Here is a 13,303-nt window from a genome sequence, read left to right as displayed (position 1 = left end):
GGTCCCCTTCGATGTCGGTGTGGAGCTCGAGACTATGTGCCGGTCACGGTGCGGTCGAACCGATCCCGGCCGACCGCACCGTGTCCCGCTACTCGATTACGACCGAGGTCGACGACGATCGGCCGAACACCTCGGGTGCGTAGATCTCTTCGGCTCGGGCCGGCGGCACGACGAACGCACCGGGGGTGGTCGCCCGAGCGGTGTAGACGTATTCGTAGGTACCGGCGCCGAGGTAGGCGGCGAAGGCCTCGGCCCGGTCGTCGCGCAGGTTCTGGTGTTGGTACCACGGCCAGCACCAGCACCAGTCGTCCCAGCGAGCGACCGGGCTGGCTTGCTCGGCCTCGGGCGGCAATTCGCCCACGTTGGCGAGCGCGGTGTTCAGCGGCTCGAACCCAGCGGGCAGCGGATCGATGAGGGCCATGTTGGTGCGAACGGCGTCGGCCACCATCGTGACCCGGACCCGCACCGTGGCCCCGGCCTTCACGTGCCACACGCCGTCGGCCCCGAGCACGACGTCGGAGGGATCGTCGATCGGCTCGTAGGTTCGGTCGACGACGAAGCCCTCGTCGCGTGGGGCGAGATGGAGATCGTCGGGGGCATAGCGAAGGCCGAGTCGGTAGTAGAGCCGGCCGGTGCCGTCGTTCGCGAGCGTGAGCGAGGTGTCGCCGCCGGCAACCAGGTCGGCCATCGGCACCAGCGTGCTCCCACGGTCGGTCGTACGCCCGTCGTAGGTGTGCTCGGCGGCGTAGCGGTCACCGAGCCACGCTCGGGCGACGAAGTCGGGTGTGGCCGACTCGAAGGTGGCGAAGTACCGCTGCATCGCCAGGAGGATGAAGCCGTTCTCGTAGGCGTTGTTCCAACGTCCCTTGATCTGGTTGCCGAGCAGGCCCTGCACGACCTTGGGGATCAGGTCGCTTTCCGGGCGCTGCGAGATCAAGGCGTCGAGCACGATGCCGTCCGTCCGACGATCGGAGTAGGCGAGGAGGTAAGCCTGATCGCCGTAGTCGGTGGCGAACGTGGCGGCACCCGGCGTGTCGACGGCCCGATTGACGAAGGTGCGCTCGATCGCGTTCCCCGCTGCCTCGTCGTCGAGCACCGGCCACAGCCACGCCAGGGCGTCGAGTCCGAGCGTGTCCCTCGCCCGGTCGTAGAGCGACTTGGCCTTCTGGGGGTCTCGATCACCGGCGAGGTTGCGGACATGGAGGGCGTAGGCCGAGAGCGTGTCACGCACCGGCTGGCCGTACCACTGCGGGAAGTGGGACTCGATGTCGGCCAAGTACCACAGCCCCTGATCGATGGTCTGCTGCGACACTGTGTAGCCGGCGTTCTTCGTCGAGATCACCGCCTGCAGTGCGGCGAGCGAGGTGAACGGTTCGGACACATCGCCTCGACGCCACGATGGGAAGCCACCGTCGTCGTTCTGCAGTCGGGTGAGCGCATCGAGGTCTCGTCGCATCGATGCCTCGATGGCGGCAGCGTCGGGGAGTCCGTCGGCGTCGAACTGGTCGAGGACATCACGCAGGGCGACGATCGCAATGATGCGGGCGGCCCGGCCGTCGGCGTTGTCGTAGTCGTACTCGTTGAGGTAGAGCACGGCGTCGGTGAGCGCCTGCACCGCGGTCGAGGACGTGTCGACTTCGAGGCCGCCGAACCGCGGGTAGACACCGGTCGGAGCCAGCAGCGGTTGGGCGATGGCCGTCGTCCCGCCGTCACCGTCGATGACACCGTAGGTGGCGAACGCTTCGGCGGTTGCCGGCGTGTACACCGGGAGCGAGATGGCGGCCGAGTCCGAGGCGTCAGCGCTCACGGCCGCCACCCGGAACTGCGCCGTGCCGGCATTGACGGCCTCCGCCGGGAACCGCACTTCGACCCGATCGTTGGCGGGCACGACGATTCGTCGACCGTTGCCGGCCGTCAGCTCGAGGTTCGAGGTCTCGATCGCAACATCGACGGTCATGTCGACATCGGTCTGGTTCTGCACCACGATCGGGAGTTCGAAGCGGTCACCGAAGTTCAGGAACCTCGGCGCCGACGGGCGCACCATGAGCGGGAGACGTGCCGTGATGGTCGATTCGCCCGAGCCGAACCGATCGGCACCGTCGACGGCGACGGCCATCACCCGGTAGCGAGTCAGGTTGTCGGGGAGCGGCACCTCGACGGTGACTCGGCCCGAAGCGTCGGTAAGTTCGCTCGGGCGGTAGACCGCCACGGCGCTGAAGTCGGACCGCACGTCAATCGACGGCGACGGCGCACCAGCGTTGCGAGTCGAGGTGTCCTGGTCGGCTGCAGCCGGAGCGATGGCGCCTTCCTCGGCTTCGGTCGCGCTGTCCTCGGACCCTCCGTAGGCAGCGGCCGTCGTGGTTTCCGCCGCAGATTCGTCGCCACCGTCGCCGGCCAGCTGGTCGGCGCGGTGCAGCACGATGGTGGAGCGGAGGTACTCGGCGAAGGTGTTCGAGTAAATGGGGGAGTAGAACACCGCAAGCGGATCGGGGAGCTGATAGCCCGTCAGCGAGAGCACAGCTTCGTCGACGACGACCAGCGCCACCTCGGCGCCGTCGACCTTTGAGCCGCCGGGTCCGGCGACTTCGACGGTGACGGACGTGTCGTCGCCCGGTTCGAGCTGGACGGCGCCTGGCGTGGCGGTGACGGAGAGGGTGCGGGTCACCGGCGGGATCGAAAGGTCGATGGTGCCGGTGGCGAAGGCCGGTCGGCGCGGCGCGTCGGGCAGCGCGCTGCCGTCGTCCGCCGTGCGTTCGGCCGACCCGACCATCTCGATCATGAGGGTGAGGTTCGGGATGTCTCGCTCATCGATCGGGATCCGGAGGACAGCGGAGCCGTCAGGTGCGTCGAAGACCTCGGTCGACTGCACGCCACCTCGCGTCACCACGAGTTGACCGGTGGCGGGGCTGAAGGGCGCCTGCACCAGGATCTCGGCGGTGTCGCCCGGGGCGTACGTCTCTCGGTCGGGGACGATCGTGACGGTTTCCTGGGTGACGGTTCGGTTCGGTCGGCCGGTGCCGCCGCTCACCCAGCGGGTCAGCTCCGTGCGGTTGGTGCGACCACTGGCATCGTGAACGGTGGCGGTGATCTTGTAGGTGCCGCCGATGTCGGTGTCGAACTCGCATTCGACGGCCTCGTCGGCCGAGGCGACCTCACAGGTCTGGGCATCGACCAGGGTCTCGGTCCAGGTGCCGTTGCGGTAGGTCGATTCGGTGCGGCCGGCCTCCATCGAGATCGTCGTGCCGGGCACCGCCCCACCGTCGATGTCGGTGACGATCGACTGGATCCGGAGCGGCGTACCTGCCTCGACGAATGCCCGATCGCTGCGCAGACCGACGTAGAGCTCGGAGGGATGGACGAGCACCTGGGTCTGCGACGACCACTGCTGCCGGTTCACGTCGGTCACGGTCGCCTGCGCCGACACGGTGGTCGGCTGATCGACCTCGGGGCCCGAGAACTCCATACGGAGGTAGTGCGAACCGTCGGCGTCGGTCCGCCCGGCGAACTCCTTCACCTCGACCTCGCCGCTGCCGGGCCAGCAGTCAAAGCAGTCGCTCGGGTAGTACTCCTCGGCGTAGCCGTAGCCGTACCCGTCGTCGATGGCGAAGCCGGACCACCACGGGGTCCAGATGCCGAAGGTGAAGTCCGATCGATTCGGTGGCGTGTACTGGGTATTGCGGTTGGTGACCAGCCATGCCACGTCGGCGTCGGGTAGTGGGCCGCCGGCGTAGTACGTGGCGTCGACGGCGACCGTTGCGTCCTCGCCGAGGAAGTACGGCGCACTCGATTCGTGTCGGGCGTTGACCTCGAATTCCGGGGTGCGGAACTCCTGGATCATGAACGAGTGATCGGTCTGTTGGTAGCTGAGGCCTTGCGCACCGACCAGTTCCATCGACATCCACGCCTGACCGAGGTTTACTCCGTCGGGGAGATCGAGCGACACCTCGAACCCACCGAGCGCATTGACCTCGGCGGTGCCTGAGCCGAGGTCGACGCCCTGGGGGTCGTAGGCCTGATAGCGAATGGAGGCGTCGGCGCCCACGAGGGCGAGCTGTGGATCGTCGCCGCCACCGAGCTTGCGGACCCAGCCCTTGAGGCGCATCGTCTCGCCCGGTCGATAGATGCCGCGATCGTCGAAGGTGTACCAGCGGGTCTGGTCCGACGACCCCATGGGCGTCCAGCCGGACGACCACTGCGACATGAGCATCGTGATCCGACCGTCGTCGCTCGCCGACAGACCCCGCACGCTCGCTGGCATCGGCTGGACGATCGCAAGGCCGTCGTCGTCGGTGGTGACCTTGCGGCCAGAGCCGAGCATGGTGACCTCGACGTCGGGACGAGGTTCGCCGGTCGACAGGTCGGTCGTCCACACGAGCATCGTGTCGTTGGCGATCACCGCGTCGATGCCGAGGTTGGTCGACTGGACCCAGGCAACGGTCGGCTGGTTCTGCCAGTACTCCTCCGACTGGTTCGAGTAGCGCTCGGTCGGGGCGACGCGAACCACCAGTTGTGATGACTCCTCGAAGGGATCGGAGAGGTCGAGGAGCGATTCGGTGATGCGGTCCTGTTCGGCATCGAGGTCGACGACCTCATCGACCAGCACCGGCCAATCTGGCGCAGGTGGGTTCGTGTCCGACCATTGGCGATCGAGGTAGTTCTGGAAGTCACCGATGTCGTCTGGCCCGACCTTCCACACGGTGAGCTGCACCGAGTCGTGGTTGGTGGTCGTGATGTTGACGCCCTTGGACTTGGACAGCGGATCGACGGTGAGGAACGCGCGGTCGAACCGCTGCAGGCTGGGGAGCGCGTCACCGACCTCGAACTCGACCTCCCTCGCTTGACCGAGCGTCTGGCCGAAGCGGTCGGTGATCGAAGCGTCGAGCGTGACCGTGTAGGTGGTCCTGCCGTTGCTGACGCCGCGAATGTTGATGCTGTCGCCGTAGAAGTCGACGGCTTGCCCGGGGAGCGAGGGGCTGACGGAGACCATCGACGGATCGAACAGGTCGAGATCGAGTGGGTTGGAGAACCGGATCGACCAGTGGTCGCCGGGTCGGCAGGTGTCGTTCCAGCCACACGCCGAGTCGGCAACCCGTAGCGGCGGGTAGGTGCGGCCGTTGAAGGTCGTCGCCGAGGTCGCCGTCTTCGGACCCTCGGCCGACGGCGTGCCCGGTCCAACCTCGATGGTGATCGCACGGTCGGCGGGCAACAGTGCCTCGGGTGTGATCGCCAGCCAACGCCCCTCGAGCGCCGTGGACACGTGCGAGGCCACGGCCTCGTCGTCGGCGATCTCATCGCTCGTCGCCAAGCGGATGCTCACCGAGTCGCCGTCGGCCCGCACCGTCGTCGAGGCCAGTACCTCGGCGGGGTCGACCAGTTGGTCGAAGCCGATGAAGAAGACGGGAGCGAGCGGCAGTGAGTCCGAGAGGGGGACCACGGTGGTGGGGACCGCCGGCGGTGTCTGGAACGTCCAGCTCACGGCGCTCGAGAGGGTCTGGCCGCTGGCCGACGCCGTCCCGGCGGGAACGGTGACGGTGTAGTCGGTGGCCATCGGCAGCCGATCGGTCAGCGCGGGCTCGACCTCGAACCGGAGTGTGCGTGTGCCGATCCAACGCCAGCGGCCAGGCACGTCGGGCTCGATCGAGATGGGGACGTCGGCCTCCTCGAGTTGCTCGACGGTGGCCAGGGCCACCATGGGCTGGTTGAAGGTGACGCTCAGGAACGGTGCGAGTGCGACCGCTCCCTCCGGCTGGAAGCGCACGACTTCGAGCGGTGCGTCATCGTCGGTTGCGACCGGCGGCACGTCGACGGGCGGAGGGAAGGCGGTGTCGACCGTGCGGCCGACTCGGGGAGGCTGGAGCGACGATGTCGGCCAGTTGAACTCGGTCGAGTCGTCGGCCACGTCCCAATCCGGGAGGCGATCGATCACGGCGGCTGCGGCCGTCGCATCGAGCGGGTCGCCGTCGACGACCTGCGGCGGTTGGGCTTGGCCGGCCTGACCGGCTGAGAGATTGATCGTGAACACACCGCCACCTGCCCCGGTGGCCGTCACCGGTCGAGTCGTGGATCGAACGGGTTGTGCCTCATCGCTGCTTCCGCCGGTGCAACTGGAGGCGACGAGCAGCGCACCGAGGAGCGCTCCGGCCATGCGACGTGATCCTGTCTGCATCTGCTCGTTCCTTCCTTGTCTCGACGCGAATCGGCCGCGTCAGAGCAGAAGTGAGACGACCGACACCCGGAGGCTGGTTCCCCGGTGCGACGATTTTCCTTCCAGTGATGGGTCATAGACAGTGGCTTCGGGCCCTGGACCTCGGTGATCGAGATCGCCACAGTGGTCGTGGCGACCGGCGAGACGAGCAGGTGATCAGCATGAAGGCCATGATCCTCAAGGAGTTCCGACAGATGCGCCGTGACCGGCGCACCGTTGCCTTGATGGTCGGACTGCCGATCATGCTGCTCGTCGTCTTTGGCTACGCCGCCCGCTTCGATGTCGCCTCGATCCCGACCGCCGTGGTGGGGCCGAACGCCAGGGATATGGCCGGTCAGCTGCCGGAAGTGTTCACGGTCGATCTGGTCGACCCGACGCTCGGCGAGGGCGAGGTGACCACGATGTTGCGCGACTCCGAGGTCAAGGTGGCATTCGTGACCAGTCAGCAGACGGTGCTGCTCGTGGACGGCACGGAGCTGTTCGTGGCCCAGTCGGCGTTGCGGCGGGTGCCGTCAGGGGTGATGCCGAAGGTGCTGTTCAACCCGCAGCTCGACACCGCGACCGTCATGGTGCCGTCGTTGATCGGACTGATCATGTTGTTCATCGGCACGGTGATCACCAGCCTCGGCGTGGTGCGCGAACGTGAACAGGGCACGCTCGAGCAGTTGGCCGTGATGCCGCTGCGCCCGGTCGACGTGATCGTCGGCAAGATCGCACCGTACTTCCTCGTTGCCGTGATCGATCTCGCAGTGGTGACGCTCGCCGGGCTGTGGTTGTTCAACGTGCCGTTCCGGGGCTCGGTGCTGCTCTTCGCCGCCTACGCCATGCTCTTTCTCTTCGTCGTCCTCGGTCTTGGTGTCGCCATCTCGACGGTGTCACAGAGCCAGGGCGAAGCGATCCAGTTGGCGATCATGACGCTGCTGCCACAAATCATGCTGTCCGGCATGATCTTCCCACTGGAATCGATGGCCGCCGGCGTCCGGTGGATCGGCTACCTGCTCCCGCTCACCTGGTTCGTCGTCGGCATGCGAGGCATCTTCTTGAAGGGCACGGCGGTCTCTGCCCTCTTGTTTCCCCTCGCGCTCCTGGGTGTGATGGCCGCCGTGGTGTTCGGCGTGGCGATGTACCGATTCCGGCAGGACCTCGCTCCCACGGCGCAGCAGGGCGGTGCATCGTGAGCTGGTCGGTGACCGACCTCAGCGTCCGGTTCGGCGAAACGAAGGCGCTCGAGCGAGTCGATCTCACGGTTCGCCCTGGTGAGTTGACAGCCGTGGTCGGCGGTGACGGTGCCGGGAAGTCGACGCTGCTGCGGGTCCTTGCCGGCCTCGACATCGGCCGGCGCGGTTCGGTCTCGATTCCGGCGGCGGATCGCATCGGCTACGTGCCGGCCACCGGGGGTGTCTACGACGATCTGACGATCATGGAGAACCTGTCATTCGTCGCTGCTGCCTACCGGGTGGTGTCCTGGCAACCCCGCGCTCGTCAGCTTCTCGCCGCCGCTGCCATCGACGGCTTCGAGGATCGCCTGGCCGGCCAGTTGTCGGGAGGCCAGCGCCGCAAGTTGGCCGGCTGTCTGGCGCTGCTCCATGAGCCCGAGTTGGTGGTGCTCGACGAGCTCACCACCGGTGTCGATCCGCTCAGTCGGACCGAGATCTGGCGGCTCATGGCTTCCGCCGCCGCTCGGGGATCCGCAATCGTTGCGGCGACGACCTACCTCGATGAGGCAGAACGGGCGGTCAGTGTCACGCTGCTCCACGAGGGTCGGGTGTTGGCGGCCGGTGCGCCGGCGGACATCGTCGCCGGGATCTCGGGCTCCGTCGACGATCGGAGCGAACCGACGAACGGCTCGCTGGCGTGGCGTAAGGGCCGGGGCTGGCGGCAGTGGGATCCGAATGGTGTGCGGAGTCGCCAACTGACGCTGGAGGACGCCGCCATCGTGCTGGAGCTCCAGGCCGAACTTGCGTTGACGACGCAGGGCGATCGGCCATGAGCCGGGCAAACGGCGCCAAGCCGGTCGCTGCTGAGCAGCTCACCATGCGGTTCGGTGACTTCACCGCCGTCGACGATGTCGACCTCAGCGTCGAGGCCGGGGAGGTGGTTGCGCTGATCGGGGCGAACGGTGCTGGCAAGACGACGCTGATCAAGATGCTGCTGGGCCTGCTCCGCCCGACGTCCGGCCAAGTCAGCGTCTTCGGCGCGCAACACGATCGAGAGGTCCGGCGGCGCATCGGCTACGTGCCGCAGAACCTCGGGCTCTACGCCGATCTGAACGAAGACGAGAACCTCGAGTTCCGGTCGGCGGTCTTCGGGGCAGGGAACGGCGGACGAACGAACCGGCCCGCCCGCTCCGGTCGGCCGCCGGTGGTCGGCAAGATGCCGCTTGGCCGACAGCGTCAGATCGCCTTTGCCGCGGCGATCGGCCACCACCCCGACCTGCTCGTGCTCGATGAGCCGACCTCGGGGGTGTCGCCGCTCGCTCGGAGCAGGCTGTGGGACCAGATCCATGAGCAGGCCGATGCCGGGGCGGCCGTGTTGGTGTCGACCCACTACAGCGACGAAGCCGAGCAGGCGGACCGGTTGGTGATCATGGCAAAGGGCGCGGTGGTCGCTTCCGGCCAGACTGCCGACATCATCGGTGGCCAGACCCTCGTCGAGGTCACGACCGAGCGGTGGGCGGAGGGGTTCGAATCACTCGAGCGAGAGCACCTCGACATCAGCCTCGACGGCCGACGGATCCGAGTGCTCGGTCGCTCGGCCGACGAGGTGCGCTCGTTGCTGGGGCCCCTCCAACACGACGCCGCCATCGCGATCGTCCCCGCCACCTTGGAAGAGGTCGTGATCTCGCTCGATGCTCGTCGGACGACTCGACCCACCGGCGGGCGTGGGTGATACTCGGACGCGTGCGGGCACCGCTCGCCGACGACACGATCAGGGGGATCCGACATGAGCCGCAGCATCGAGACCGGGAGCGAACACCTCACCTGTGACATCGACGACGGGGTGGCCGTCATCACGATGAACCGACCGGAGCGCCGGAACGCCCTGACCGACGGGATGCTCAGCGGCATCGCGCACTGCCTGGCCGAGGTCGAGACGGCCGACGACGTCCGATGCGTGGTGTTGACCGGCGCCGGTGGCGCGTTCTGCGCCGGCGGCGACGTGAAGGGATTCGCCGAAGGCGATGGCGCCGGGGGTGGAGGCACGTCCTGGGACGCCGGGGTGCACAAACAGCGGCTGAACCATCGCAACACGTCGGGGGCGCTGCACCGCATGCCGAAGCCGACGCTGGCCGTCATCCCGGGCGCGGCGGCCGGTGCCGGGCTGTCGATGGCCCTGGCCTGTGACCTGCGGATCGCCGCCGACTCGGCCGTGATGACCACGGCGTTTGCCAAGGTCGGGTTGGCCGGCGACTACGGCGGCACCTGGTTCCTGACCCAGCTGGTCGGCCCGGCGAAGGCGAAGGAGCTCTACTTCCTCCCCGAACGCATGTCGATGGATACTGCGCTCGAGCTCGGCATCGTGAACAAGGTCGTGCCGGCCGACGAGCTCGAATCCACCTGGCGTGACTGGGCGGCGCGGCTCGCCGCCGGCCCGCCGATCGCCTACCGCTACATGAAGGAGAACATCAACCGGTCGGTCACCGGCGATCTCGACACCACGCTCGATCTCGAGGCGACGCACCATCGCCACACCGGGACGACTCGGGATCACAAGGAAGCGTCGAAGGCCTTCGTCGAGAAGCGTGAGCCGGTGTTCGAAGGCCGCTGAGGCCCGACCACCCCAGCAACTTTGGAGAGTTGATGCCGCTGAGAGGTGTCAACTCGCCAGAGTTGCGTCGATTTCGGGGTCAGCCGTTGCCGCTGAGGTAGATCTGGGCGGCGACGAACCCCACCACCGACAGCAGCACGCCGAGCCCGAAGGTGAGTTTGATGACGTGCTCGGAGCGCCACTGCCATTCGGCGGCGCCGCGGAACGGTTCGGGCAGGTGGTGGACCCGGATCTCGCGAACGAGGATCGTCGAGCTCAAGCCCACCGCCAGGGCCAGGAGACCCACCAGGACGGTGGCGGCGGCGGTGATGATGAGCGCACCGCTCCCGGCGAGCGCCCAGTGGTTGACGGCGCGTCCGAGACGCCACTGCTGGGTGGCGGCAACCCCGCCCTTCTCGGCGGCAACGGTCAGGCAATCGGTGGCCTCGTCGAACCAGCCCAATCCGGCGAAGGAGGCGGCAAGGTCGGCCCAGCCTGCGGGCGACGACGGGTCGGCTTCGATCGACTTGCGGGCGAGCGCGTCAGCTCGGGTGTAGCGGTGGTCGACCAGGGCGGCGACCGCCTGGGCGTGGTAGGCCGACGCACCGAGTTCCTCACGTTCCTCGAGGCGAGCGAGCGCAGCCTTCAGCTGCTTGCGGCGACGGGCGTGCGCGGCAGCGATCACCGTCAGTTCGTCGATCGACGGGTCGTCGGGGCGAAGGCGGCGCGCCGAATCGAGCACGTCGAGCGCCGGCTTCCACTGGCGCTCCTCGATCAGCTGGACAGCGTGCCCGAGCAGGGTCTGTCCGGCCTCGGGTCCCTTCGTCGTCGCGGCGGCGCCGACGACTCGACGGGTGGTGTGCAGCGCATTCACCCGCCCCCATCGGTCGAAATCGCCTCGGCTTGAGCGATTGCTCGCCCGCCGGCGCTCACCCCGCAGCTCATGCTGCGCCGTGCGGACGGCCTGTCAGTGCCAACCCCTACAGTGATCGGGTGGTGCAACGTGAGAACATCCTCGACGGCCTCAACCCCGCCCAGCTCGATGCGGTGGTGCACACGGGTGGTCCACTGCTCGTCATGGCCGGGGCCGGATCCGGCAAGACTCGGGTCCTCACCCGTCGGATCGCCTATGCGATCGAGCAGGGACAGTCACCGTTCGAGATCCTCGCCATCACGTTCACCAACAAGGCTGCCAACGAGATGAAGCAGCGGGTCCAGGCGTTGATCGGGCCGGTCGCGAACAAGATGTGGGTGTCCACGTTCCACTCCGCCTGTGTGCGCATCCTGCGTCGTGAAGCGGCAGGGCTCGGCTTCCCGTCGAGCTTCACGATCTACGACCAGGCCGATTCGCGCCGGCTCACCGGCTACGTCATCCGCGATCTCGGCCTCGACCAGAAGCGCTTCGCCCCCCGGGCCATGCAAGGCGCCATCAGCGCGGCGAAGAACGAGGGGTTGGGTCCCGAGCGCTACGCCGATCAAGCAGCGGCCGGGTTCGAGCGCAAAGTCGCCGACGTCTACCTCGAGTATCAACGCCGCCTCACCCAGGCCGGCGCCATGGACTTCGACGACCTGCTGCTCAACACCGCACACCTGTTCCGCAAGCACCCCGACGTGCTCGGCCATTACCGGCGTCGCTTCACGATGCTGCTGGTCGACGAATACCAAGACACCAACAGCGTCCAGAACGAACTCGTGCTGGGGCTCGCTGCCGAGCACCGGTCGGTCACCGTGGTGGGCGACAACGACCAGGGCGTGTACGGCTTCCGCGGCGCCGACGTCCGCAACATCCTCCAATTCGAAGACGCCTTCCCCGACACCACCGTGGTGCTACTCGAACAGAACTACCGGTCGTCGCAGACCATCCTCGATGCGGCGAACGCGGTGATCACCAACAACTTCAGCCGCAAGCCGAAGAACCTGTGGACCGACGCCGGCATGGGCGAGGCCATCCAGCGTTTCCAGGCCGACGACGAGGTCGACGAAGCCCAGTTCGTGGCCAACGAACTGGCCCGGCTGCACGACCGGGGCGACTACCGGTGGGGCGACATGGCGGTCTTCTACCGCACCAACGCCCAGTCCCGAGTACTCGAGGAGTACTTCCTGCGGGTGGGCATCCCCTACAAGGTGGTCGGTGGCACCCGCTTCTACGATCGCAAGGAGATCAAGGACGCCATCGGCTACCTGAAGGCCGTGGCCAATCCATCCGACGAGGTCTCGGTCAAGCGGGTCCTCAACACGCCGAAGCGGGGCATCGGCGACACCTCGGTCGCGAAGATCGATGCGTTCGCCAAGATGCACGGCTATTCGTTCACCCAGGGCCTCGAGCGAGCATCCGACGCCGGGGTGTCGGGCACGGCGGTCAAGGGCATCGCCCAATACCTCGAGCTCATGTCGAGCTTCGGCGCCGAACTCGAGAAGGGCCCGGCGCACGTGATCGAGACGATCCTGCGCGACACCGGCTATCTGGTCGAGCTGGAAGACGAACGCTCGGTCGAGAGCGACAGTCGAGTCGAGAACCTGCAGGAACTGATCGGCGTCGCCCGCCAGTTCGAGACCGTCGACGAGTTCCTCGAACAGGTCAGCCTCGTGTCCGACGCCGACGAACTCGATGACGAAGACTCCGCCGTCATCCTCATGACCCTCCACGGGGCCAAGGGTCTGGAGTTCCCAGTCGTGGTGATGCTGGGCATGGAGGACGGCATCTTCCCCCACCTGCGCGCGCTCACCGATCCCGACGAGCTCGAGGAGGAGCGCCGCCTCTGTTACGTCGGCATCACACGGGCCGAGGAGCGGCTCTACATGACCCACGCCTGGAGCCGCATGCTCTTCGGCCAGAGCCAGTACAACCCGCCGAGTCGGTTCCTTGACGAGATCCCCGAGAACCTCATCGTCGAAGCCGAGGGATCACGTGGTCGTCGCAAGAGTGGCAGCAGCGTCTTCGGCGGGAGTGGCACGTCGAGTCGGGCCGGGCGCCAGGGCACGATGTTCGGCGGGCGAGACGAGAAGGTCGATACTGCGCTCAAGCCTCGTGGCAACGCCCTCGCCGGGCCCAGCGTCTTCGGCGCTCCGAGCGGGGTGCAGCCGAGCGGCGCCGACTCGCTCGACCTTCGTACCGGCGACGACGTCATCCACAAGAAGTGGGGTGAGGGCGTGATCCTGTCGATCCGGGGCGGCGGCGACAAGGCCGAAGCCGTCGTGCGGTTCCCGTCGGTCGGGGAGAAGACACTCCTGCTCGCCTGGGCCCCGCTCCAGAAGGTCTGACCTCCGCTCACGACGTTGGCCTGCGTGGCGGGCAGGCGTTGTCGACAAGGTGCCAATCAGCTGGCGGCCGGCGGGCTTCAGGTGCGTCCG

At 67.5% G+C, this 13,303-nt stretch carries 7 protein-coding genes; 5 read left to right on the top strand and 2 right to left on the bottom strand.

What is annotated here, in order from left to right:
• Window positions 1–88: 88 nt before the first annotated feature.
• Window positions 89–6,166, bottom strand: coding sequence for an alpha-2-macroglobulin family protein (locus R2733_07530; GenBank protein ID MEZ5376355.1), 6,078 nt, complete (start codon window positions 6,164–6,166; stop codon window positions 89–91).
• Window positions 6,167–6,366: 200 nt separating this feature from the next.
• On the opposite strand from R2733_07530, the gene R2733_07525 reads away from it, so the two are divergent.
• Genes R2733_07525 through R2733_07510 form a run of 4 tightly spaced genes read left to right on the top strand, consistent with a single transcriptional unit; the run spans window position 6,367 to window position 9,973 of the window.
• A complete protein-coding gene (locus R2733_07525) occupies window positions 6,367–7,383 on the top strand; it encodes an ABC transporter permease (GenBank protein MEZ5376354.1) in 1,017 nt (338 codons plus the stop codon).
• 8 nt (window positions 7,384–7,391) lie between these two features.
• Complete coding sequence (locus R2733_07520; protein ID MEZ5376353.1) at window positions 7,392–8,195, top strand: ABC transporter ATP-binding protein; 804 nt, start codon at window positions 7,392–7,394, stop codon at window positions 8,193–8,195.
• On the top strand, window positions 8,192–9,094 hold the full coding sequence (locus tag R2733_07515; GenBank protein MEZ5376352.1) for an ATP-binding cassette domain-containing protein: 903 nt from the start codon (window positions 8,192–8,194) through the stop codon (window positions 9,092–9,094). The genes R2733_07520 and R2733_07515 overlap by 4 nt, the downstream gene beginning before the upstream one ends.
• Window positions 9,095–9,148: 54 nt before the next feature.
• The gene (locus R2733_07510; protein ID MEZ5376351.1) at window positions 9,149–9,973 is read left to right on the top strand and encodes an enoyl-CoA hydratase; all 825 of its coding nucleotides are present in this window, start codon (window positions 9,149–9,151) and stop codon (window positions 9,971–9,973) included.
• Window positions 9,974–10,052: 79 nt separating this feature from the next.
• Here the strand turns inward: R2733_07510 and R2733_07505 are convergent, their stop codons facing one another.
• Window positions 10,053–10,826, bottom strand: a complete 774-nt coding sequence (locus tag R2733_07505) for a hypothetical protein (GenBank protein MEZ5376350.1) — start codon at window positions 10,824–10,826, stop codon at window positions 10,053–10,055.
• A gap of 119 nt (window positions 10,827–10,945) precedes the next feature.
• Between R2733_07505 and pcrA the strand changes: the two genes are divergently transcribed.
• Window positions 10,946–13,213, top strand: coding sequence for a DNA helicase PcrA (gene pcrA / locus R2733_07500; protein ID MEZ5376349.1), 2,268 nt, complete (start codon window positions 10,946–10,948; stop codon window positions 13,211–13,213).
• The last annotated feature ends 90 nt before the right edge of the window (window positions 13,214–13,303 follow it).

The sequence above is a fragment of the Acidimicrobiales bacterium genome, from assembly GCA_041394265.1.
Classification (GTDB): domain Bacteria; phylum Actinomycetota; class Acidimicrobiia; order Acidimicrobiales; family SZUA-35; genus JBBQUN01.
The sequence above is the reverse complement of the archived record's forward strand: the minus strand, read 5'-3'. Positions and strand labels throughout refer to the sequence as shown.